Source organism: Providencia sp. PROV073 (assembly GCF_033688125.1).
Taxonomy (GTDB): Bacteria; Pseudomonadota; Gammaproteobacteria; order Enterobacterales; family Enterobacteriaceae; genus Providencia; species Providencia hangzhouensis.
In genome coordinates, this window is the sequence record NZ_CP096353.1 from 1,254,297 (window position 1) to 1,277,362 (window position 23,066).

A 23,066-nucleotide genomic window follows, 5' to 3' on the forward strand; every position below is an offset into this window, starting at 1 on the left:
TAGAATAGGGCGATGTTCCATTGTTAATCTTCTAATTATGAAATTCCCCGGTCAACGCAAGTCAAAACACTATTTTCCTGTTAGTCTCAGAGATCCTTTATTACAGCCTTTAAAAGAAACATTGGCGGATGATGAGAATTGTAAGTCCTATATTGTTGGTATCGACCAAACATTAGTCGATATTGAAGCGAAAGTGGATGACGACTTCATTCAGCGCTATCAATTGAGTAAGGGGCATTCGCTGGTTATTGAAGACGATGTCGCCGAAGCTTTGTATAAAGAACTTACAGATAATGCCTTGATTACTCATGAGTTTGCAGGTGGAACGATTGGCAATACGCTGCACAACTATTCGGTTTTAGCCGATGACAGGTCAGTTTTATTGGGCACAATGTGCAATAGCATTCAAATTGGTAGCTATGCGTATCGCTATTTGTGTCACACCTCAAGTCGCATGGATTTGAATTTTCTACAAGGTGTGGATGGCCCTATCGGGCGCTGCTTTACCTTGATCACTGAAAATGGCGAGCGAACGTTTGCTATCAGCCCTGGCCATATGAATCGCTTGCACCCAAATAGCATTCCCGAGGACATTATTGCTGGGGCTTCTGCGTTGGTATTAACGGCTTATTTAGTCCGCTGTAAACCCGGAGAAACCATGCCTGATGCGACTATGCAGGCTATTGCATATGCGAAAAAGCACAATGTCCCCGTCGTGTTAACGCTCGGAACTAAATTTGTTATTGCTCAAGACCCTCAGTTTTGGCGTGATTTTTTAGCGGAACATATTTCAGTAGTTGCAATGAATGAAGACGAAGCGCAGGAACTGACAGGGCTGAGTGACCCATTACTTGCCTCTAATATGGCATTAGACTGGGTAGATTTAGTTTTATGTACGGCGGGCCCATCAGGCCTGTATATGGCAGGCTACACCGAAGACGCCTATAAACGTACGACGCAACATCCACTATTACCGGGGGCAATTGCAGAATTTAACTTGTACGAGTTTAGCCGAGCAATGCGCCAGCAAGATTGCCAAGTTCCATTACGAATTTTCTCTCATATCGAGCCTTATATGGGGGGACCTGAGAAAATAATGAACACAAATGGGGCGGGAGACGGGGCTTTATCGGCATTACTTCACGATATTACCGCCAATTCTTACCACCGTTCTAATGTGCCTAATTCCAGTAAACATGAGCGCCAATACTTAACGTATTCTTCTTTAGCTCAAGTATGTAAATATGCTAATCGTGTAAGTTATCAAGTATTAACTCAGCATTCGCCTCGTTTGACTCGTGGCTTACCTGAAAAAGAAGATAGCTTAGAAGAGTCTTATTGGGAACGTTAAAGCGAAATAATTCTCATTTTAATTAATGATATCGATTTTAAGGCACTTCAATATAATTGTTATTGAGGTGCCTTTCTTTTTGAACAATTATTTTGATGAATTGTTGTCACTAAATTTTATTAATTGAAGTAATTATTTACATTCAAATTATGTATCTATAAATAATGTAATGGTTAATGATGACTAATATAGATAACCATATAGTGAGTACAATATTAATAATTGATGAGAGTTTGAGTTAATTTCAGACTAATAAATAAAAGCCGTATGCTACTTTATGAGTATTCATATTTGGCATACAGCTAATTATCTTTAAATATATAAGTATGGTTAATGCTAATTAATGTTGTTTAGCAACAGCGAGTTCACTTTCTTCTTTAACTATTTCGGCTGCTTTTGCATCTTCAGCTTCATAACGCATCGCCTGCGGTACTGAGATTTTAATTGCAATAAATACCGCTAAGAAGCCACCTACCAACTTACCAAGTAAAATAGGTAAAACGAGAGTGGGTTGGAAGTTAGCGGTGAAAGCAAGATGGTCACCGATGGTTGCCTGTGCACAAACACCGAATGCGACACATAATACTTTATCCCTCGCACGCATTTCTTTGAATAAGTGATAAGTAGCAATAATGTTTGCCATAACCATAATAAATCCTAAAGAACCCGTATCGCTCAGCTTTAAACGGTTACTTAATGCACGTACTAAAGGCTTACAGTAGCGTTGGAACAGATAGCAAATTGGGAATGTCCCCGCTAACATAATACCGATATAGCCTGCAATTTCGATGGCGCGGAATAGCTCATTTTGGTCAGCAAATAGCGGGTCAAAGCCCCATGCGCCGAAAACTTTAGTGAATACACCAGTAAAGTGTTCAACAATGGAAAACGCTAAGACTAATTTGACGAATGCATCCATGATTTTACCGAAAATCAGGAAGCCGGTTACCATTAACATCGGGCGATATTTTAGCCCAGCAGCCAATAAGAAACAGAATACAAACAGCGGCATCAAGTATTGCAACATGGTAAAGAAATCTAAGGTTAATTGATGTGCTGCCGGTGAGTTCGTGGAAATAATATCCCTGACAGGAATATTATTGAATGTAATCAACAGAAGCGAAGCGAGTACGCCAAATGGTATTGAGATCAACCCAGCCATTGCACCAAGCGCAAGATACTTATGATCTTTGCGATTTAACATTGTTAACCCTACAGGGATCAGGTAAACAATGGTGGCACCCGAGGTATAACCGATCAGCATTGCCGTGATCCACATATCTCGATTAGTTGTCAAAGCATCAGCTAGCTGGTAACCGCCCATATCAACCGCAATAATCGATAAAGCTGCAATGGAGACGTCTGATCCGACTGAAGAAAAGACGGGACCAAGAATGTAAGAGATTAACTGTGAGAGCAGCGGCACTGCGGCCATGATCCCCGCTTGAGCAAGAAATACAGGGCCGATAGAAAAGATCCCGTTAACAAACTCTTTCCCAAGTTCACTGGTTGGTTTCACTATGGATGCGACTGCGCCAATGATGGCTCCGCACATGATCAAATAAATAATATAATTTCCGAATTCAGCCATGGTAGGGTTTCCTTTTATTATTTTAGTGTCTTAATTGGCGAGAACGGGCAATGATGTCGCGATATTGTTCCATCACACCTTGCATATTCGTTCCATCAGGATGTGTCACAGTAGCGTTGCGTCTTACCGCCATTTCGTGAGTGATCCCTATGCCTTTGCGAGCCAATAAGGCAGCGCCTAGTGCGGTTACTTCACGGTTTGCTGGTGCTTCAATGTCTTTTTGTAATAAATTAGCTAAAAATTGCTTAAAATATTGATTTGAAGAAAGCCCTCCATCGACTGAGATTGATTGGCCTAGCGGTGAAATTTTTTCCATTGCAAAAATAACTTCAGCGGAGCGTGCTGCTATACCTTCCAAGACAGACTGCATCATGTCTTTTTTGTCAGTATCCAATGAAAGCCCAGCCCAGAGACCTGCGGCACTGCGATCCCAGTATGGGCACCCTAAACCAGATAACGCTGGGACAAAGGCAAGACCACGCTTAATGGCGGATTCAGCCCTGAAATCACCCAGTTCATCGAATGAGTCAAACAAACCGATTTTGCGAGCCCAATTAATGGCAGATGCTGCGTTGTATACGCCACCATCTAAGCCAAAGACAGGGGGTTGGTTGGGAAACTTCCAACAGAGTGTCGGTAATAAACCACTGTTATGAGTTTGTGGAATATCGGTGCCAGTAAGTGCTTGCAAGAACGCGCCTGTACCGAAGGTGATTTTGGCATCGCCTTTTTCACGACAACCATGGCCGAATGTGCCAGCAAATTGGTCAACAATAATGGCGGTGACTGGGGTGAGGTGCCCATCAAGATTTATTGCGCCAAAGTCACCAATGTTGTCCTTAATTGGCGGTAAACAGTGGATGGGAACACCAAAAATGTCACATAGCTCTTGGTCCCACTCCAAGGTATGAATATTGAGTAATGAAGTTCGGGACGCTGAGTTATAGTCGGTGACAAATACGCCACATAAGCGGTCGAGGAAGAATGCATCCATCGTACCAATACGTAATTTATTTTTATCCGCTAATGTTTTCGCACCGACGACATTTTCAATAATCCAACCCATTTTGCTGGCGGAAAAATAAGGGTCTAGCGGTAAGCCTGACTTAGACTGTACCAGCGGCTCTAACCCTGCTTCCTTGAGCATTGAGATAGTTTTTTCTGTCCGTAAGTCTTGCCAAACAATAGCATTGTATAAAGGGCGCTTGCTGTCCGCATCCCACGCCACAATACTTTCGCCTTGATGGCAAAGTCCAATAGCATCAACCACCTCACAGCTATGTAAGCATTTAATGATATTGGCCAGTATTTCCTCTGGGTCATGTTCAACCCAACCACTATTCAATGTGATTTGTTTATGAGGAATGCTCATAGGGGAGTGATAATGGCCGCCTTCTTCAAAGACAACGACCCGGGTTCCCGTTGTTCCCTGATCGATAGCCGCATAACGTTGATTGAGCATCACAGTATTCCCAGTGTTATAAATGTTGTAAATAGGTCTGTTTTTTTGCTTACTATCGTTTAATCGGAAATAAAATCCACAAAAAACTCACAGTAAGTTTCACTAATGTGACAAAAATCACAATAAAGTAACAATGTGAGTAATTTTTTGGTTGTTGTTGTGCTTTGTGTTGTTTTAATTATTGTGATTGTGGGAATTATGTGGTTTTATGTGTGCAAGTTTTAAGTTAAGGATCTCAGCCATGGATATTAATAATAAAAAAATTTGGGATGTCATTGTCATCGGCGGTGGTGTCATTGGCTGTGCTGTGACACGTAAATTCACTCTGATGGGTGCCAACACGTTGTTACTTGAACGTGGAGGTGACATCCTTTCGGGAGCAAGCAAGGCAAATAGTGCGCTATTACATACAGGTTTTGACGCCACACCAGGGAGTCTAGAACTTGAGTGCATGCAAGAGGGGTATCGTGAATTCATTGAAATCAGAGAAAAAATGAATTTACCTCTTCTTGAAACAGGGGCATTAGTGGTTGCATGGAATGATGAGCAGCTTAGTAAATTGCCTGCGATAGTAGAGCAAGCACACACTAACAATGTATTAGATGTGGCAATTATTGATAAAGAAGAACTCTATCGCAGAGAACCTCATCTAGCACCGGGAGCACTCGCGGCTGTTTCTGTGCCAGGTGAAGCGGTTATTGACCCATGGAGTACACCACTTTCGTATTTAACCCAAGCGGTGAAACATGGGGCTGAATACCGTTTTCATTGTGAGGTAAGCGGTGGAGCACTCAATGATGGAATATGGCGATTAACCACATCAAAAGGTGAGTTTTCTGCCCGTTTAGTCATTAATTGTGCGGGAATTAATGGCGACATTGTTGAATTAATTTGCCACCCATCACCGTTCCAAATAAAGCCACGTAAAGGGCAGTTTCTCGTCTATGATAAAGCCGCAGCGGCGGATATCAATGCAATTATCCTACCTGTACCGACCGCTATCACAAAAGGCGTATTGTTATCAAAAACTATCTTCGGCAACCTTTTGCTTGGTCCAACAGCGGAAGAACAAGATGACCGCTGGAAAGCTGAGGTAAAACAGGAAGTCCTTGAGGACTTAATTGCCCAAGGTTCACGTATGCTACCTTCATTGCATAATTACAGTGTGACCGCAACCTATGCGGGGTTACGTCCTGCTACAGAAGAAAAATATTACCGCATTAATGATTACCCTGAAAAGCAGTGGATATGTGCGGGGGGAATTCGTTCAACAGGCTTAACTTCAGCTTTAGGGGTGGCTAGCTATCTTGGTAAATTGTATCAAGAAAACTTCACACCACTTTTTGAATTGTCACCGCCAGAAGCGCTAATTTGGCCAACCATGCCAATGATTTCTGAATATCACCAACGGGATTACCAATGCAAAAGCAATGGCGGTATTGTTTGCCATTGTGAATTAGTAACTCAGCGGGAGATTGAAGCCGCATTTGATTCGGATATTCCTCCTGAGTGTTTAGGCGCTTTACGCCGCAGAACACGAGTGATGATGGGGCGCTGTAATGGGTTTTATTGTAGTAGTCAGGTGGCTGAAATCATTAATGGTCGCTTTGACCACACACTGGCAGTGGAGGCCGTAAAATGAGTTTAAATTATGATGTGATCATCATTGGCTCTGGCCCTACTGGTGTTGCGGCAGCGCAGGCGTTACGCCGTCGTGGTGTTCAAAATATCGCTATTATTGAACGTGAAGCACAGACGGGAGGCGTTCCGCGTCACTGCCAGCACCCTACATTTGGCATATTAGCCTTTAAACGGCCGATGAAAGGCAATCAATTTGCAGAAAAAATTGTCAATCAACTGGGAAACACGCCAATTTTCACCCGTAGTACCGTGACTGCGTTACAACCTAATGGAAAATTAACCGTTTCAACGCCAGAAGGCCTTGTTGAAATGCAAGCTAAACGAGTATTGATAGCGACGGGGGTAAGAGAGACACCTCGACACCCGCGCTTAGTTTCAGGTTTGCGCCCTCAAGGGGTATTAACAGCCGGGGCATTACAGCAATTTGTTTATTTAAACGGTAAGAAGCCTTGCCGTAATCCAGTGATTGTAGGCAGTGAATTAGTGAGTTTTTCTGCACTATGGACACTAAAAAACGCCGGTGTTAAAGCCCAAGCGATGATTGAAAGTGGCGAGCGGATTTTAGCGTTTAAACCCGCGACTTTATTTGCCAAAGTGATGGGAACCCCCATTCATCTAAACAGTAAAATTACTGAAATTGGTGGCTTAGATCGTGTGGAATATGTGGTTGTTGAAACTAACGGTAAAAGCCACAAAATTATGTGTGATTCGGTCATTTTTACGGGGCAATTTGTCGGTGAAAATACGTTAATCCGTAAAAGCCATTTGGAGTTTGATGCGGCGACAGGAAAACCGGTAACAGACCAATATGGGCGTTGTTCAGATGCCAGTTACTATGCTGCTGGTAATATGTTGCATCCAGCCGATATGGGCGACCAATGCTATCAAGAAGGATTGGTGACAGGAGAGCGGATTGCTGACGATTTATTAGCGAATCATCATCAGCAGCAATTAAAAGTGGCCCAATGTATTCCTGTGCAGTATGACCCGAAAATTTGTTTTACTGTTCCAGCATGTATAGATATTGATGATTTATCGGTGCGACAGATTGATTTTAATATCAAAGTTACACAACCAGTAAGCGGAACCATCCGTGTTATGGCAGGGAATACTCTGTTATATGAAAAACGGCATCGCTGCTTACCAACCCGACGTATTTTACTGAAAAACATTGATTTAACAAAAATACAACGGGGAGCTACTGAAATTAGCATCACTGTTGTATAGTGCTGGAAAGTTAAATGGTTAAGAAGGATTAAACTATGTGTGAGGGACGTTCCTCAAAAGTACGTCATCAAACCATCATTGAGTTACTTTCTACTCAAGGGCAGGTTTACGTACAGGAGCTTGCTAAACATTTTAATGTCGCGCAAGAAACTATCCGTCGTGACCTTAGTAAACTTGAAACACAAAAGTTACTAAAAAAAGTCCATGGTGGAGCCGTAAACATTCAGTCAAAATTTGAACGTAATTTTACGGAAAGAGCCCAAGCCGCGGTTGATGAGAAAAAAGCGATTGCAGCGAAAGCCGCGGAACTGATTAAACCCGGAGACACATTGTTTATCGATTTTGGCACAACGACCTTTGAATTTAGCCAAAGAATCAAATTGATTGATAATTTAACGGTTATTACGAATTCGCCTTTATTGGCAAATACGTTACAAGAAAACGTAACTATCGAAACAATTTTGATTGGTGGGCAATTTAACGCCGCACAAAACGCATGTTTAGGCGCCATTGCGCTAAAAAATATTGCTGAGTTTTTTGCAGATTACGCAGTGATTGGGGCAGGGGCGATACATGCATTGCATGGTGTGATGGATCAGCACGTCGATGAAGCTGCAATCGCGCAAAAGATGATGGAAAACAGCGATAAATTAATGGTGTTAGCGGATGGAACAAAGGCTAATAAGCATGCGATTAATTTTGTGACGAGTTGGGACAATATTGATTATTTGGTGACAACCAGCAAAGAATTTAAATTACCTGAGAATAAAAAACATCCTAAAACGAAAATTATTGTTGCGGATGTTGAATAAGCTTTAATTTTTATCATTTAATTATAAACACTCCCTATGAAATATATTTAATTATTTTTCATAGGGTTACTTTACCCAAAATTTGATTAACGCCAATACTAGGAATGATTATGAGCCTCTATTTTATTGCTTGCCCTTATTCAGACCCCGATAGCAGTGTCGTAGAAATGCGCTTTGCTGAATGTACTAAATTTGCGGCAGAACTTGCGCTTAAAGGTATCGCTACTTATAGCCAAATCACGATGACCCATCCAATTAACCAATACTTGGCCTCACAGGGGCAAAAAGTCGCATGGTCTTCTATTGATATGGAATTTCTAAAGCGCTGTGATGGTTTAATTGTGCTGACATTGCCAGGCTGGGAAAAGAGCGGTGGTGTTGCAGCGGAAATTCAGTTTTTTAAAGACCAAGGGTTGCCGGTTTGGACAGGGGATGAGTTCAAAGTACAAATGGCAGAATAACGCTTATTTATAGTTATCTTGATGATCCATGACGTTTTATCGTCATGGATTTTTTGTGCACAAAAAAGCCGTAACCCAAAGGCTACGGCTTTAAAGATAGGGCGGTGTTTAGTGGCTAGGTTTTAGATATTCATCTAAGTTTTTGCCTTCAACTTTTTTATTGTCATTATCAATAAAATCATCGATTGAACAACCGAACTCTTCAACATCATTGCACATGAGAGTCGCCATGGATTTAGCAATCTCATGTTCACCAATAATGATATGGTCTGCTCCACGCTCTTTGATAAAGCTGACTTCATCATCATAATGGGCACGAACAATCACAGTGACATCTGGGTTCATTTCTTTTGCGGTTGCGACAATTTCACCGGCTTCATAACCATTAGGGATTGTTAAAAGCAATGTTTTGGCACATTCAATACGCGCAAGGCTAATGATATCTTTATTTGCACCATTGCCTAAAATTGCACTAAAGCCATTTTCAGCAAGTTCTTCAAACCGAGCGCGGGTATCTTCAACAACAACAACCGGAATTTCCCTTCTACGCAGTTTGTCTGCAAGCATACCACCTACTCGACCATAACCGACGATGATTGCGTGGCCGCAGATATCGACAGGAACTTGGGTTTCTTCTTCCAGAGTCTCTTCCAGCAGTTGTTCTTCGATTGTCTCGGTTTTCTCAAGGTACTTATCTAATAAGCTAAATAACACAGGATTTAGCATAATCGAGACAATTGCGCCTGCTAATACTAAGTTTTGTGCATCTTTATCCATGACGCCTAGGGTTAAACCCATACCGGCTAAGATAAAGGCAAACTCACCAATTTGTGCAAGACTAACAGAAATGGTTAATGCAGTTCGTCGTGAATGACCAAACATCCTAACAAGTACTAAGGCGGCTGCGGATTTACCAATAATGATAATGGCAAGAACGGCTAAAATCCCTAGCGGTTGCTCAATTAATACCACTGGGTCGAATAGCATCCCAACTGAGACAAAGAACAGGACGGCAAAGGCATCGCGTAATGGCAGCGTGTCTTGTGCAGCACGGTGGCTGAGCTCAGACTCATTTAATACCATCCCTGCGAAGAACGCACCGAGGGCAAATGAGGCATCGAAAATAGCCACAGCGGCATAGGCAATACCCAATGCAAGTGCTAGTACGGCAAGAGTAAACAGTTCACGAGAACCTGTTGATGCGGTACGTGATAAAATCCATGGGATAACTTTACGCCCCACGACAATCATAATAAATATGAATAGAACAACTTTACCTATTGTCCATGCAAGGCCTAACGTGAGTTCACTGAAGCTAGCGTCATCGGTGTTCATGATAGCCGCAGCAGCAGGCAGAAGAACAAGTGTTAAGACCATGGCGAGGTCTTCAACAATCAGCCAGCCTATAGCAATTTGCCCACGCTGACTTTCAATCAGTTGGCGTTCTTCTAAAGCACGTAGTAATACGACGGTACTGGCGGTTGATAAACACAGGCCGAATACAACACCTGTAAATATTCCCCAGCCAAATAACATGGACAGGCCAAGACCCAGTAAGGTTGCTACTGCGATTTGTGCAATGGCTCCAGGAATGGCGATAGCTTTAACAGCAAGTAAATCTTTTAATGAAAAATGTAGGCCTACCCCAAACATCAGTAAGATAACACCGATTTCAGCAAGTTCAGGCGCCAGTGCTGCATCAGCAACAAAGCCGGGGGTAAATGGGCCTGCGAGAACACCGGCCGCAAGATAGCCAACTAAAGGGGAAATTTTTAATCGCTGCGCGATCATACCTAACAAATATGCAAGGGCGAGACCACCAACAATGGTTGTGATTAAGGGCGTTGAATGCTCCATTTAGTCTCCTCTGGTGAATATAAAAATAGAAAGGTGGGTACATGCCGTTGACTTTTAAAATGAGGCCTTCATTTTAAAATGCAAATTGCATGTTTTTATATTCTAACTTTTTTTGAGATAAATTTCCTTAAAAAAATGAAATGTTTTTAAAAAAAAGACAGGTTAAAGGAGCTAAATCGTTACAAGCTGTGTGTTTGTGAGATTTTTATCTGAAATTAATCTGAATTATGGAAGGAAAGACCCATACTTATTTTTAGGTAAGTATGGGTAAAATAAGAAAATAAATCTATTTTTTGCCAATATTTGGCAGCAATACTGTAAAAATCCCAAGTAAGGGTAAGAAAGCACAATAATGATAAACTTGTTCAATACTGGTCTGGTCTGCGATATGGCCTAAAACGGCAGCGCCAACGCCCCCCATGCCGAATGCTAACCCAAAGAACAACCCTGATACCATGCCGGTTTTACCAGGGATCAGCTCTTGTGCGTAGACTAAAATAGCCGAAAATGCAGAGGCTAAAATCATACCAATAATTACGGTAAGCACCCCAGTCCAATAAAGAGATGCATAGGGTAAAATTAAGGTAAATGGCGCAACTCCAAGGATTGAGAACCAAATAACGTATTTACGTCCTATTTTGTCACCTATTGGCCCACCAATCATAGTACCTGCGGCAACGGCAAATAAGAAAACAAACAAATGAATCTGAGCATTTTGTACAGAAACACCGAACTTATCGATCAAATAAAAGGTGTAATAGCTACTGATACTTGCCAAATAGAAATATTTTGAAAAAATCAGAATTAACAGTACTGCCAAAGAGCCAATAATTGTTTTTCGTGGTAGGACTTTAACATTCCCTGCACTGATCGGCTTTTTACTTGCTGCGCGGTGTTGTTGTTTGTACCAGCTACTGACTTGCAACAAGATAACAATTGCAAGCAGAGCAGCGAGCGAGAACCAGCCAATATTGCCTTTTCCGTAGGGTTCAATAATTAGTGCTGCAAGTAGTGGCCCAAGGGAGGCGCCCAAGTTGCCTCCGACTTGGAAAAATGATTGTGCCAGACCATGACGCCCCCCTGAAGCCATACGAGCAACACGAGAAGATTCAGGATGGAAGACAGAAGAACCAGTTCCAACCAATGCGGCTGCAAGTAATATGGTCGGGAAGGTTTCTGCCATCGCTAACAAGATTAGCCCCGTTAGCGTGAAGCTCATTCCTATTGGCAAGGAATAAGGTTGTGGATGTTTGTCCGTATAGTAGCCAATAATCGGTTGCAACAGTGATGCGGTAATCTGATAAGTAAGGGTAATCATCCCGATTTGGGCAAAACTCAATGAGAAATCAGATTGTAATAAAGGATAAATGGCTAAGATCAGTGACTGGATCATGTCATTGAGTAAATGAGAAACACTGATCGCAGTTAGGATACTAAAGACCGTTTTCCCCGTTTTGTTTAATGGCTTTGACGGGCTTGGGTTGTTGGGGGTTGTGGTTTGCTCACTCATGTCATTATCAACTTTTTGTGTTACATAATTGTTATTAATATAACTGAAATACAATTTATTTAAATGAATAAATAAATTACGTGAATAACTAGTGCTCGTTAATTATTTGATGGCGATCTCATTTTTATGAAACGAATTTCTTATTCTGCAATAGGTATCAAATCCTGCTCATATTTTTATGCTATAAGACAGCAGGTAGTGACAAACTATAATCTAATATGACTGTATAAAAATTCCTATACCAGCAGGGAGAAATGTATGAAGTTTGCATTTAAGGCATGCGCATTAACGGTATCGTTAGCGTTAATACCCGCAACTATGGCAAATGCGTGGGAAAAAGACAAAACATACAATATTACCATTTTGCATACCAATGACCATCATGGCCACTTTTGGCACAACGACCACGGTGAATATGGTTTAGCAGCGCAAAAAACGGTAGTTGATGAAATTCGTGACGAAGTTGCTAAGCAAGGTGGCAGTGTTTTACTGCTCTCTGGTGGCGATATTAATACCGGTGTACCAGAGTCTGATTTACAAGATGCAGAACCTGATTTTAAAGGAATGAACTTAGTCGGTTATGATGCTATGGCATTAGGAAACCACGAGTTTGATAACCCACTTGAGACGCTGCGTCAGCAAGAAAAATGGGCAACCTTTCCGTTTTTATCCGCCAATATTTATCAAAGCAGTACAGGTAAACGCCTTTTCAAACCTTACCAAATCTTTGATAAACAAGGTGTAAAAATTGCGGTTATGGGTTTAACCACTGACGACACCGTGCGTATTGGTAACCCTGCCAACTTCCCTGATGTCGAATTCCGTGTGCCTGCGGACGAAGCCAAAAAAGTGGTTGAAGAGCTCCGTGCGACAGAAAAACCAGACATTATCATCGCCGCAACCCATATGGGGCATTATGATGATGGCAACCATGGTTCGAATGCCCCAGGCGATGTAGAAATGGCACGCAGCTTACCCGCTGGTTATTTAGATATGATAGTGGGTGGTCACTCACAAGACCCTGTTTGTATGTCTCAAGAAAAGAAAAACTACAAACAGGAAGACTATGTACCCGGTACACCGTGTGCGCCAGATAACCAAAATGGAACTTGGATTGTGCAAGCCCATGAATGGGGTAAATATGTTGGCCGTGCGGATTTTGAATTTAAAAACGGTAAGTTTACCCTGAAGCACTACCAGTTAATCCCAATTAACTTGAAGAAAAAAGTCACAAAAGAAGATGGGACTAGCGAGCGAGTTTACTATACGCAAGAAATTGCTCATAACCCTGACATGATGAAATTACTGACACCTTATCAAGAAAAAGGTGACAAGCAATTGAGTGTTAAAGTGGGCTCTGTTGAAGGTAAACTTGAAGGTGATCGCAGTAAAGTGCGTTTTGTGCAAACCAATATGGGGCATCTTCTGTTAGCTGCACAAAAAGAACGCGCAGGGGCTGATTTCGCGATTATGAGCGGTGGCGGTGTTCGTGATTCCATTGAAAGTGGCGATATCACTTATAAAGATGTGCTTAAGGTTCAACCGTTTGCCAATGAGTTAGTTTATGTGGACTTCAAAGGTGATGAAGTTATCCCATATCTGACTGCGGTTGCGAATATGAAACCAGATGCAGGCGCGTATGGTCAGTTCTACAATGTGAATTTAACCCTGAATAAAGATGGCACGATTAGTGATGTCAAAATTGATGGGAAGCCTGTTGACCCGGCCAAAACGTATCGTATGGCAACGTTGAATTTCAATGCAATTGGTGGGGACGGTTACCCGAAAATTGACAACCACCCTAATTACGTTAATACCGGCTTTGTCGATGCGGAAGTGCTCAAAGGGTATATTGAAAAACACTCCCCGCTGAAAGCGGCAGACTATGAGCCAAAAGGTGAAATTATTTATAATAATAAATAATTAAATCATTATTACCTTGAAAGCCTCACCGCTCGCGGTGGGGCTTTTTATCGTCATTATTTAGAGCAAAAAACATGAGCGACTAAATGAGGGCCTTCATAAATATCAAATGAATGATAATTTAATAAATATTCATGAGGCGCATGTTCAACAAGAAAGCGCACAGTTCCTCGGCTTATTTGTCGATTATGGCTATTGCGTAAATGAAACGCTAGCTGGAATATCACACTCCAAGATTCATCGGGTTTGAGGCTGAAACGAGCAACAGCACAGTAAGACCCAATTGCTGGCGGCTGTTGCCTACCACCTTCTTGAGCGGATAACCATTCAATCGTCGCTGTGATTGTCACGGGTTTAATATCATTTCCGTATTTCAGCAAAGGTTGCATTTAGCACTTTGGCGAGATCGGTAGGAGCAAGTTCAATATCTAGCCCACGTTTCCCACCTGAAACAAACATAGTGGCATATTGCTGAGCTTGGTCGTCAATTACTGTTGGTAAGCGCTTTTTTTGACCTAATGGGCTAATTCCCCCAAGCAAATATCCCGTTGTTTTTTGAGCGATTTGTGGGTCCGCCATTTCAACTTTTTTGACCTTAAACACTTTGGCAACCTGTTTTAAATCTAATTGCCCTGAAACAGGTGTTACGGCCACGGCTAACGTTTTTTGATCGCCATTGAGTGCGACTAACAAGGTTTTAAACACTTGCTTGGCATCTAACCCAAGTTTTTGTACTGCTTCATCACCAAAGTTACTTTCATTTGGGTCGTGGTCATAAGGATGTAAAGTGAAGGAAATTTTTTGTTTTTCGAGTAATTTAACGGCTGGGGTCATTTTGAGCCTTCTATTTATGACTTAGTTTCGCAAATATTCTACCAGACTATTTTCACCAAACAGGTGTAACGCACCAACAGCAACCACATAGTTACCATCAGGAAGTGACCTAAGTTGTTCGCTCCAATTCGCGTTTCGTTGCTTCATCAATACTTGGTAAATATCTTCGCTAAAGGTATTGGGTAAAGCGGTACGATTATTGGGTTGGTAGTCTAGCCACCAGCCTATCATCGTTTGTAGCGAGCGCGCGTTTTCACGCCAGTGTTTCAATGAGTCTTGTAATAACGCTAACCCATTATTAGGCAAAGAAAGCAGCAATTCAACTTGAGAGGCGGTTCCTTCTAGTTCAATAATTGGTTTGAGTTGTGATTGCGCATTACGGATAAGTTGGTAGTCAATACCGTAGTGGCCTCTAAGCCCGAGTTCTTGGGCTTGGGTTGCTTGCAAAATCAGGGCGATTTGCCATGAGGGTAAGGCATCAAAGCGTTCGGGGGATTGGTGGAGCTCTAAGCAATATTGTTGAAAAAGGTGATATTCATCAAGAGTGAGTCGTTGTTCGACAGGGAGAAGTTCGGTGGTATCGCTAGGAAATGGGGAGTGAGTTTCAGTGATATCCGCCTCAACGATCAAGGCATCTGCGAGATTAAGTTTATCTAATAATGTGGCAGACAAAGGAAACATATTTTCTGTTCCCATATGGATGCTACCCACAACGTGCAATTTAAGATTTTTTGATAGCCGAATATCAATGGCAGGGTAAGGGTAAGCCGGAGCGGTTTGCGTATGAAGCCAATTTTTTAAATTTTCGAACAGTTTACCCACGATTTCGTCCCTGTGTTATCTCTCATTTTATTAGGTTAAACAATCTAGCCGCAATTTGCGAATACTCATCGCTAATTGCGCATTTTTTAGCAGATTGATGACATCGTGGAGGCGAAAAAATGCCCCTGTCAAAGGGGCATGGTAGGGTTAATTATTTTTACTGATACCTTTAAATACACTGAGTAACGTGAACAAACTAAAGGAACTAAACACCATTTCGATACCAATTAGGGTTGTCAGTAAGGTAATTGATGTAATTGGGCCATTACCGATAAGTAAATAGGCAATAAAGAAATCTAACAGCCCAATGATGATTTGTAACCAGCCACCCGCTGAGCTAATTTGTTGGAAGCCGACGTACAGCCGAATGACCCCACCCACGATAAATAAAGCCGCCACTAAAATAGCCAAAGCTACCAAACTTTGTAACGGGTCTTTAATAAACGAGTAGCCGACAATGATATAGATAAGGCCAATAACAAAACCAAATAACCGAGACCAACCGGTATAGATCACGGTACTTAGAATGCTTACAATCGCGCCAACGCCCCCAATAATCAGGAGCACCCCAAGTACGGTACTAACGGCAATGCCTGAAATCATTGGGTTGATAATGCAAAAAATTCCACCAGCCAACAGTAAAATGGATAAGATCACCAAAAAGGTACGTTGCTTTTTAAACTCTTCGCCTGCAAGTTTGGCGAGTTTTTCACGATCAATATTAAGCATTTTGTACTCCAAATATTAAGTAACTAACTATTTATAAGTATAGGCTTAGCTTGATATTAATGACATAAAAAATAATGCGATTTTTACTTAGTAAGAAAATGAAGTGTTGTGGTGACAAGGTTTCGATATGAACAGCATTCATCATTAAAAAGGGAGGAACTCATGTTCCTCCCACTTTTGGGTATTATTTTTCAGGTTTAAAGCGTAATAAGCGGTTTGCGTTACTGACCACGGTAATGGATGATAAAGCCATTGCTGCGCCTGCAACGACAGGGTTAAGTAAAGTCCCGGTAATTGGGTATAAAATACCCGCGGCAATTGGGATACCTAAGGTATTGTAAACAAAGGCCCCAAATAAGTTTTGCTTCATATTACGCAGTGTTCCTTTCGAAATAGACACTGCATCGGCTACACCATGTAAGCTTTGGCGCATCAGGGTAATCGATGCAGTTTCAATAGCGATATCACTGCCGCCGCCCATCGCAATACCTACGTCAGCTCGGGCTAGAGCAGGGGCATCATTGATACCATCACCCACCATCGCAACTTTGTGGCCTTTAGCTTGTAAGGCTTCAATCGCGGCGGATTTACCGTCTGGCATGACGCCTGCTATTACCTCATCAATACCCGCTTCTTTGGCTATCGCATTGGCAGTTACTGGGTTATCCCCGGTTAACATGACTAATCGGAAACCTTGTTTATGTAACCGCGCCAGTGCGCTTATGCTATCTCCACGCAATGGGTCACGGATAGATAACAGTGCGGCAACTTTACCATCAACAGCCAGCAAAACAGGCGTTACGCCTTGAGTGGCTTGTTGGTGTAATGTTTCTTCAACGTCACGGGTATCAACATTATTTTGCGCTAACAGTTTTTGGTTACCTAACAAAATAGTTTGGCCGTTAATTATTGCACTAATACCTAACCCAGCTAAGGTTCTAAACTGCTCATTAGCGGGTAGTGTTAAGCCTTTTGCGCGATTTAAAACAGCGCGGGCAAGTGGGTGATTAGAGCCATTTTCTAATGAAGCGGCAAACTGTAAGGCGGTATCTTGTTCGAACCCATTAAACACGTGGATATCCGTAACTTGAGGCATGCCTTCAGTCAATGTACCTGTTTTATCAAATACTATGGTATCTAATTCACTGGCTTGCTGTAATGCATCTGCATCGCGTACTAACACGCCAAACTCAGCCGCTCGGCCCACGCCAGAAATAATCGACATTGGTGTTGCAAGGCCAAGCGCACAAGGGCACGCAATAATTAACACGGTTGTGGTGATAACGAGTGCGTAAGTAATCTGTGGTGCAGGCCCAACAAAGTACCAAATTGCACCTGAAATTAAGGCGATAGCTACTACAATCGGCACAAAGACGGCAGAAATACGGTCAGCAAGCTGGCCAATTTGTGGTTTACTACTTTGTGCTTGGCGAACAAGGTGAATAATTCGAGCTAAAGTCGTTTGGCTACCGACAGCCGCGGCACGAAATAGCACGGTACCATCTTGTACCACAGTACCTGCATGGACTTGATCTCCTTTGCTTTTTTGCTGTGGGATCGGCTCACCCGTGAGCATGGCTTCGTCTAACCAAACCTCGCCTTCGATAATTTCACCATCAACAGGGACACGGTCACCAGTTGCTAAGCGTAAAACCATCCCTTTTTTGACTTGCTCCAGTGGCATATCCACTTCGCCTTGCTCTGTGACAACACGGGCAGTTGGCGGTGTCAGGTCTAGCAAGCGTTCAAGGGCTTTTGATGAACGTTGGCGAGCTCGCTGTTCTAGGGCATGACCAAGGTTAATAAGACCGATGATCATGGCACTGGCTTCATAATAAAGGTGGCGAGCTTGGTCTGGGAATAACTCAGGCCAAATATTCACCACAATCGAATAAAGCCAAGCCGCTCCTGTTCCTAACGCAACTAAGGTATCCATAGTGGCGCTGCCATTTTTCAGGCTTTGCCATGCATTACGATAAAAGTGCCCCCCTGCAAATACCATTACCGCAAGGGTTAATGCACCTATGGTGAGCCAAATGGTATGGTTTTGCTCAGTCAGCACCATGTTATCGCCCATCATCCCCCATACCATCACAGGGATACCAAGGGCAAGAGCTAATGCCGATTGCCAGCGGAAGCGGCGCATATTGGCTTGCGCGACTTCTTGTTGGCGCTCACGGCGTTTGGCTTCATCTTGAATGATCTCCGCGCCATAGCCTGCTTTGACAACCGCGTCGATTAAATCATTTGGTTCAGCAGTTCCGGTGACTAAAGCACTGCGCTCTGCTAAGTTGACACGTGCATTTTCAACGCCCGGTACGCTATTTAAGGCTTTCTGGACTTTGTTGACACAACTGGCACAGGTCATGCCATCGAGCAGTAACTGTATGCTGTCATCCATTGGGCTAATTTCAGGCTGTTCACCTAAATCAGACTCTTGTGCCGGGATCTCACAGATTGCCGCTGAATCAGCTTCCGGCTGTTCAGTTGTGGTACTCAGCGGCTCAGTTTTTGGGTGAGATTCATTCTCAGTGGCTTGGTAGCCAGCGGCTTGAACCGCAGCAATTAAGGCGTCTACGGAGGCCGTACCACGAACAACAGCGGTTTGGGTATCGACAGTTGCGCTTTCAACACCATCAACCGCTTCTAGCGCCTGCTGTGTTTTAGCGGCACATTTCATGCAAGTTAGACCCGAAAGGGCTAAAGTGATCGCTTTTGTTTGAGCCAGTTCTGCATTGTAGCCAGCTTGTTGAACGGCAGCGATTAACGTTTGCGCATCCGCAGTGCCATATACCTTGGCGCTAGTCGTATCGACAACAGCAGTGGCGACACCGTCAACCTCTTCGAGTGCTTTTTGTGTTTTACCCGCACATTTCATACAATTGAGGCCAGAAAGTTGTAATTCGATATCTGGGGCTGTAGCCACTTCAGCTTCATAACCTGCGTCAACGATGGTTTTAATTAAATCAGCCACATTGGCATCACTTTCCATCACGGCATAATCGATAGTGACTTTTAAGTTAGTGACATCACCGCGCCCTTCGAGCGCTTTAGTGACTGAGCCGACACAGTGCATGCAGCTTAGCCCCTGTAATTTTAAAATAATCATGTTACTCATTTTGCAGCCTCCAAAACCCGTTTGATGTATTGGGTCTATAACTTTATCTACAATTAGGTCTATAATTCGACAATGAACAAAGGTTACACCTTCCAGCAAGGTTAAGGTCAAGAGGAATTATGAATATTAGTGAAATTGCCAAAAAAACGGGCCTAACTGCAAAAGCTATTCGTTTTTATGAAGACAAAGGGCTAATTACACCGCCTGAAAGAGGGGAAAATAGCTACCGTTATTATCAGGAGCGTCATTTAAACGAACTCGTATTGCTCAAACAGGCAAAAGATGTGGGTTTTACCTTGGATGAATGTGGCGAACTGTTAGGTTTATTTCGTAATCCAACCAGACATAGTGCGGATGTAAAAACGACAACGATAGCGAAGATAAATGAAATAGAGCAGACAATCGTTAAATTGTCTGCTATTCGAGATACATTACAAGAGCTCGTGGACGTATGCCCTGGGGATGATGGTGCGGATTGCCCAATTATTGACCACTTGGCGCGTGGGTGCTGTCATCATGCGAAGGCTTAACCTGCAAGGTGATGCCGTCTACTGCGATGACCACCACTTCTGTATTGGCACTTAATGGCGTGTCGCTATAGACACGCCAACTGCCATCCGCAAGGCGTACACGGCTAAAACCTTCTTCAGTATCTGACAACAAACGGCTTTTAACACCGATGAGTTGATGGCTAATTTGGTTGACGTTATCTGCCTTATTTTTTTGCCTATTCCTCAACCAGTTGCGCCATAACACAGCAGAGACAACGGTAAAAATGGCAAATAAAATCCCTTGCCACTCCCAACCGATAAATGGCAGTGCCCAAGCGATAACCCCAACAAGCACCGCAGCAATACCCGACCATAAAAGATAGCCTGCGGTACCAAGAAGTTCACCAATCAGCAATAGCCCACCAAGGCACAGCCAAAACCATGCGGGTTGAGCACTGATAAGCTCTATCATTCTTTTACCTGCTTTTTCATGGCACTGGTTTTCTTGCTTTCTCCGATTAGCTCAGTAATCCCACCAATTGCGCCCATTAAATTACTGGCTTCTAATGGCATCATGATGACTTTGCTGTTTTCGGCAGAACCAATACTGGTCAGTGCATCGGTGTATTTTTGCGCCACAAAGTAATTAATAGCCTGCATATCACCAGCGGCAATAGCTTCAGATACCATTTGTGTCGCTTTTGCTTCCGCTTCCGCGGCTCTTTCACGCGCTTCGGCTTGTAAAAATGCCGACTGGCGTTCCCCTTCGGCTTTGAGAATTTGTGACTGTTTTTCACCTTCAGCTTTTAAAATTGCCGCTTGTCGGATCCCCTCGGCCTCAAGAATATCGGCACGTTTAGTACGTTCAGCCTTCATCTGCGCATTCATCGCACTAATCAATTCTTTTGGTGGCTTCACGTCACGAATTTCGATACGGGTAATTTTGACACCCCAAGGGTTGGTTGCTTCATCCACCACGTGCAGCAAGCGGCTATTAATGGAATCACGTTGTGACAACATTTCGTCTAGTTCCATGGAGCCTAATACGGTACGAATATTCGTCATGGTTAAATTCAGTACCGAAAGCTCAAGGTTGCTAACCTCATAGGCTGCACGTACTGGGTCAACGACTTGGATAAAGCAGACGGCATCAATAGTGACGTTGGCATTATCGCGAGAAATAACTTCTTGAGATGGGATATCAAGGACTTGTTCCATCATATTGATGCGACGGCCAATTTTGTCCATAAATGGTACAATAATATGCAAGCCCGGTTGTAGCGTACGGGTATAGCGGCCGAAGCGCTCAACCGTCCATTGGAAGCCTTGCGGTACTGTTTTAACACAGGTAAAAACAATAACGACAGCGACAAAAATGATAATCGGTATTGCACCAAAGGCGAACAAGTCCATATTTAACCCTTAATTAGTAAAGTAATGAATATACTTGGCGACGGTATTTACTGGCAATTGCATCACCGGTTCCCATTGCCGACATAATATCCATCATGGTTTTTCTTACTGCGCCGTCACCCGCACCCAAGTCGGTACGTAAAAAGCCGAATAACATTTCCAGCGCTTCTTCGTTGCGGTTCACTTCATGAAGTTTTAGGGCTAATTGAACCGCTAACGTTGTATTTTGTGGATCTTGATTGAATTCATCTTGTAATTGCTGAATTTCAGGGGTGTCCGCAGCTTGCTTCAATAATTCAATTTGTGCGATTAAACCTTGGTAACGACTGTCTTTATCCTGTAATGGGACAGCTTCTAAAGTAGCTTGTGCGTCATCAACGAGATTTAAACCGATTTGTGTTTCTGCCAATAATAACGTGATGTCGCTATTTTTGGGGTTCAACTGATGCGCTTCTTTTAACAATGGCAGCGCTTCTTGTGTTTTACCTTCTGCAATTAATTCAGCAGCTTGTGCTGCTTTCATTTCTTCTGGGCTTGGCAGCACACGAGATAAAATTTCCAACACCACCTCTTCTGGTTGTGGTCCTTCAAAGCCATCAACAGGGCGGCCATTTTGTAATACATACACAGTAGGGATCGCTTTTAAGCCAAACTGGCTTGCGATCATTTGTTCTTCATCACAATTAACTTTAGCTAAAATAAATGACCCTGCGTAGTCGTTGGCAATTTTTTCCAACATGGTACCGAAATCTTGGCAATGAGGGCTACGCGGTGACCAAAAGTAAAACATGACAGGTAAGTTCATTGATTGTTCAATGACTTGGTGTAGGTTGGTTTCGTTAATATCAATTATCTGAGCGTTAGCAAACATAAGAAGTCTCTTTTGAATTTGTTATCAATAGAATTTGTGAGCAATAGTAATAAAGTGGGGCTGATTTTGCTTTTTTCAAGCTTTTTTCCCCTGATTTGCCAGTATTTTATCCATTATTTTGTCAGGTAAAATACGTTTTAAGATACGCACTGCGACGGTTAATAACGTGACAGAATAGCGAACTTTAGGGCGCGGGCTTTCTAACGCATGGATCAGTTTTTCTACCACATGTTCTGGTGTTAAGGTGAAACGTGAAGCAATACCTGGGTTTTTAACGGGTTTATCTTTTTGTGTTTGTTCAACATTTTGAGTAAAAGCCGTATGAATCGGGCCCGGTTCAATCAAACTCACTTTCACCCCTGTTCCTGCCAATTCTAAGCGTAGTGCATCGGACCAGGCTTCCAATGCGTATTTGCTGGCAGCATAAGCGCCACGTCCGGGAGTTGAAATAACGCCCATCACTGAACTAGTCTGGATAATTCGCCCTTCATGGTGCGCTAGCATTGCAGGTAATAGCAAAAAAGTTAACTGATGAACACCAAAAAAGTTAGTGGAAAACTGGGCTTCAAGTTGTTCGCGGCTGACGCTATTTAATGGGCCATACACCCCAAAACCAGCGTTGTTGAATAATCCGAAAAGGCGGTGATTACAGAGTGTTAACACCGTTTGAGCCGCGGTTTCTATGCTATCCTTATTATCGAGGTCAAGGGAGACAGTGTCATAACCTAGCTCTTTTAGGCGTAAAATATCGCTTTCTTTACGGCAGGCAACAATAACATGGTAGCCACGCTGCCGAAGTGTCTGTGCAGCACAAAAGCCAATACCGCTTGATGCTCCTGTGACCAGGACTGATTTTTTGTTTCGTGCCGATGTTTGCATAACTTTACCTTGGTTTCATGCAACTGAATCTATTTCGGGTATAAAAGAGCGTTTTAGTACCCTTGTTTAACGTC

At 42.8% G+C, this 23,066-nt stretch carries 20 protein-coding genes; 7 read left to right on the plus strand and 13 right to left on the minus strand.

Translation table 11 applies throughout. The annotated features are described in order from the left end of the window. Window positions 1-37: 37 nt before the first annotated feature. Entirely contained in the window at window positions 38-1,351 is a 1,314-nt protein-coding gene (locus M1F17_RS05500) for an inosine/guanosine kinase (RefSeq protein WP_036958371.1), read from the plus strand. A gap of 340 nt (window positions 1,352-1,691) precedes the next feature. On the opposite strand, the gene eutH is transcribed toward M1F17_RS05500, so the two are convergent. Beyond that, on the minus strand, window positions 1,692-2,942 hold the full coding sequence (eutH, locus tag M1F17_RS05505; RefSeq protein ID WP_004260372.1) for an ethanolamine utilization protein EutH: 1,251 nt from the start codon (window positions 2,940-2,942) through the stop codon (window positions 1,692-1,694). A 22-nt stretch (window positions 2,943-2,964) separates the two neighbouring features. Continuing rightward, window positions 2,965-4,404 carry an FGGY family carbohydrate kinase gene (locus M1F17_RS05510; protein WP_004260369.1) on the minus strand — a complete coding sequence of 480 codons (1,440 nt, stop codon included), beginning with the start codon at window positions 4,402-4,404 and terminating at the stop codon, window positions 2,965-2,967. Window positions 4,405-4,645: 241 nt separating this feature from the next. Here M1F17_RS05510 and M1F17_RS05515 point away from each other — a divergent pair, with 241 nt between their 5' ends. From M1F17_RS05515 to M1F17_RS05530, 4 genes are all read left to right on the plus strand, one after another. Further along, window positions 4,646-6,046 carry an NAD(P)/FAD-dependent oxidoreductase gene (locus M1F17_RS05515; RefSeq protein ID WP_318837289.1) on the plus strand — a complete coding sequence of 467 codons (1,401 nt, stop codon included), beginning with the start codon at window positions 4,646-4,648 and terminating at the stop codon, window positions 6,044-6,046. Then, window positions 6,043-7,272 (plus strand): NAD(P)/FAD-dependent oxidoreductase, encoded by a 1,230-nt coding sequence (locus M1F17_RS05520; protein WP_318837290.1) that lies wholly within the window; start codon window positions 6,043-6,045, stop codon window positions 7,270-7,272. The genes M1F17_RS05515 and M1F17_RS05520 overlap by 4 nt, the downstream gene beginning before the upstream one ends. Before the next feature lie 35 nt (window positions 7,273-7,307). Then, window positions 7,308-8,084, plus strand: coding sequence for a DeoR/GlpR family DNA-binding transcription regulator (locus M1F17_RS05525; protein WP_004260363.1), 777 nt, complete (start codon window positions 7,308-7,310; stop codon window positions 8,082-8,084). Window positions 8,085-8,194: 110 nt separating this feature from the next. After that, a complete protein-coding gene (locus M1F17_RS05530; protein WP_036958284.1) occupies window positions 8,195-8,545 on the plus strand; it encodes a DUF1937 family protein in 351 nt (116 codons plus the stop codon). Window positions 8,546-8,653: 108 nt separating this feature from the next. Here the strand turns inward: M1F17_RS05530 and ybaL are convergent, their stop codons facing one another. After that, complete coding sequence (ybaL, locus tag M1F17_RS05535) at window positions 8,654-10,402, minus strand: YbaL family putative K(+) efflux transporter (RefSeq protein WP_094960970.1); 1,749 nt, start codon at window positions 10,400-10,402, stop codon at window positions 8,654-8,656. A 286-nt stretch (window positions 10,403-10,688) separates the two neighbouring features. Next, a complete protein-coding gene (locus M1F17_RS05540) occupies window positions 10,689-11,912 on the minus strand; it encodes an MFS transporter (RefSeq protein WP_004260347.1) in 1,224 nt (407 codons plus the stop codon). Window positions 11,913-12,170: 258 nt separating this feature from the next. Between M1F17_RS05540 and ushA the strand changes: the two genes are divergently transcribed. Then, entirely contained in the window at window positions 12,171-13,835 is a 1,665-nt protein-coding gene (gene ushA / locus M1F17_RS05545) for a bifunctional UDP-sugar hydrolase/5'-nucleotidase UshA (RefSeq protein ID WP_004913593.1), read from the plus strand. Between the two features lie 56 nt (window positions 13,836-13,891). On the opposite strand, the gene M1F17_RS05550 is transcribed toward ushA, so the two are convergent. The 5 genes from M1F17_RS05550 to copA all read right to left on the minus strand — a co-directional run bounded on the left by M1F17_RS05550 (window position 13,892) and on the right by copA (window position 19,338). Next, on the minus strand, window positions 13,892-14,224 hold the full coding sequence (locus M1F17_RS05550) for a hypothetical protein (protein WP_094960972.1): 333 nt from the start codon (window positions 14,222-14,224) through the stop codon (window positions 13,892-13,894). Then, window positions 14,196-14,669, minus strand: coding sequence for a Cys-tRNA(Pro)/Cys-tRNA(Cys) deacylase YbaK (ybaK, locus tag M1F17_RS05555; protein ID WP_004260336.1), 474 nt, complete (start codon window positions 14,667-14,669; stop codon window positions 14,196-14,198). The genes M1F17_RS05550 and ybaK overlap by 29 nt, the downstream gene beginning before the upstream one ends. A 21-nt stretch (window positions 14,670-14,690) precedes the next feature. Continuing rightward, window positions 14,691-15,491, minus strand: a complete 801-nt coding sequence (locus tag M1F17_RS05560; protein WP_144140458.1) for a TraB/GumN family protein — start codon at window positions 15,489-15,491, stop codon at window positions 14,691-14,693. A 147-nt stretch (window positions 15,492-15,638) separates the two neighbouring features. Next, on the minus strand, window positions 15,639-16,220 hold the full coding sequence (locus M1F17_RS05565) for an HdeD family acid-resistance protein (RefSeq protein ID WP_004260329.1): 582 nt from the start codon (window positions 16,218-16,220) through the stop codon (window positions 15,639-15,641). A gap of 184 nt (window positions 16,221-16,404) precedes the next feature. Next, window positions 16,405-19,338 carry a copper-exporting P-type ATPase CopA gene (copA, locus tag M1F17_RS05570; protein WP_166185425.1) on the minus strand — a complete coding sequence of 978 codons (2,934 nt, stop codon included), beginning with the start codon at window positions 19,336-19,338 and terminating at the stop codon, window positions 16,405-16,407. Window positions 19,339-19,457: 119 nt separating this feature from the next. On the opposite strand from copA, the gene cueR reads away from it, so the two are divergent. Next, complete coding sequence (cueR, locus tag M1F17_RS05575; protein ID WP_094960975.1) at window positions 19,458-19,868, plus strand: Cu(I)-responsive transcriptional regulator; 411 nt, start codon at window positions 19,458-19,460, stop codon at window positions 19,866-19,868. On the opposite strand, the gene M1F17_RS05580 is transcribed toward cueR, so the two are convergent. The 4 genes from M1F17_RS05580 to M1F17_RS05595 all read right to left on the minus strand — a co-directional run bounded on the left by M1F17_RS05580 (window position 19,822) and on the right by M1F17_RS05595 (window position 22,992). Next, a complete protein-coding gene (locus M1F17_RS05580) occupies window positions 19,822-20,301 on the minus strand; it encodes an NfeD family protein (protein ID WP_164455216.1) in 480 nt (159 codons plus the stop codon). The two genes, cueR and M1F17_RS05580, sit on opposite strands and share 47 nt — an antisense overlap. Beyond that, complete coding sequence (locus M1F17_RS05585) at window positions 20,298-21,242, minus strand: SPFH domain-containing protein (protein WP_004260315.1); 945 nt, start codon at window positions 21,240-21,242, stop codon at window positions 20,298-20,300. The genes M1F17_RS05580 and M1F17_RS05585 overlap by 4 nt, the downstream gene beginning before the upstream one ends. A gap of 13 nt (window positions 21,243-21,255) precedes the next feature. Further along, window positions 21,256-22,113, minus strand: coding sequence for a co-chaperone YbbN (locus tag M1F17_RS05590; RefSeq protein WP_094960978.1), 858 nt, complete (start codon window positions 22,111-22,113; stop codon window positions 21,256-21,258). Between the two features lie 75 nt (window positions 22,114-22,188). After that, window positions 22,189-22,992 carry an SDR family oxidoreductase gene (locus M1F17_RS05595; protein WP_140171205.1) on the minus strand — a complete coding sequence of 268 codons (804 nt, stop codon included), beginning with the start codon at window positions 22,990-22,992 and terminating at the stop codon, window positions 22,189-22,191. Window positions 22,993-23,066 lie beyond the last annotated feature (74 nt).

Coding starts and splice junctions, on each gene's coding strand:
- M1F17_RS05515 (WP_318837289.1), top strand. CDS start 4,646: ATGGATATTAATAATAAAAAAATTTGGGATGTCATTGTCATCGGCGGT.
- eutH (WP_004260372.1), bottom strand. CDS start 2,942: ATGGCTGAATTCGGAAATTATATTATTTATTTGATCATGTGCGGAGCC.
- M1F17_RS05500 (WP_036958371.1), top strand. CDS start 38: ATGAAATTCCCCGGTCAACGCAAGTCAAAACACTATTTTCCTGTTAGT.
- M1F17_RS05510 (WP_004260369.1), bottom strand. CDS start 4,404: ATGCTCAATCAACGTTATGCGGCTATCGATCAGGGAACAACGGGAACC.
- cueR (WP_094960975.1), top strand. CDS start 19,458: ATGAATATTAGTGAAATTGCCAAAAAAACGGGCCTAACTGCAAAAGCT.
- M1F17_RS05550 (WP_094960972.1), bottom strand. CDS start 14,224: ATGCAACCTTTGCTGAAATACGGAAATGATATTAAACCCGTGACAATC.
- M1F17_RS05590 (WP_094960978.1), bottom strand. CDS start 22,113: ATGTTTGCTAACGCTCAGATAATTGATATTAACGAAACCAACCTACAC.
- ushA (WP_004913593.1), top strand. CDS start 12,171: ATGAAGTTTGCATTTAAGGCATGCGCATTAACGGTATCGTTAGCGTTA.
- M1F17_RS05525 (WP_004260363.1), top strand. CDS start 7,308: ATGTGTGAGGGACGTTCCTCAAAAGTACGTCATCAAACCATCATTGAG.
- M1F17_RS05530 (WP_036958284.1), top strand. CDS start 8,195: ATGAGCCTCTATTTTATTGCTTGCCCTTATTCAGACCCCGATAGCAGT.
- M1F17_RS05540 (WP_004260347.1), bottom strand. CDS start 11,912: ATGAGTGAGCAAACCACAACCCCCAACAACCCAAGCCCGTCAAAGCCA.
- M1F17_RS05585 (WP_004260315.1), bottom strand. CDS start 21,242: ATGGACTTGTTCGCCTTTGGTGCAATACCGATTATCATTTTTGTCGCT.
- M1F17_RS05565 (WP_004260329.1), bottom strand. CDS start 16,220: ATGCTTAATATTGATCGTGAAAAACTCGCCAAACTTGCAGGCGAAGAG.
- M1F17_RS05520 (WP_318837290.1), top strand. CDS start 6,043: ATGAGTTTAAATTATGATGTGATCATCATTGGCTCTGGCCCTACTGGT.
- M1F17_RS05595 (WP_140171205.1), bottom strand. CDS start 22,992: ATGCAAACATCGGCACGAAACAAAAAATCAGTCCTGGTCACAGGAGCA.
- ybaK (WP_004260336.1), bottom strand. CDS start 14,669: ATGACCCCAGCCGTTAAATTACTCGAAAAACAAAAAATTTCCTTCACT.
- copA (WP_166185425.1), bottom strand. CDS start 19,338: ATGAGTAACATGATTATTTTAAAATTACAGGGGCTAAGCTGCATGCAC.
- ybaL (WP_094960970.1), bottom strand. CDS start 10,402: ATGGAGCATTCAACGCCCTTAATCACAACCATTGTTGGTGGTCTCGCC.
- M1F17_RS05580 (WP_164455216.1), bottom strand. CDS start 20,301: ATGATAGAGCTTATCAGTGCTCAACCCGCATGGTTTTGGCTGTGCCTT.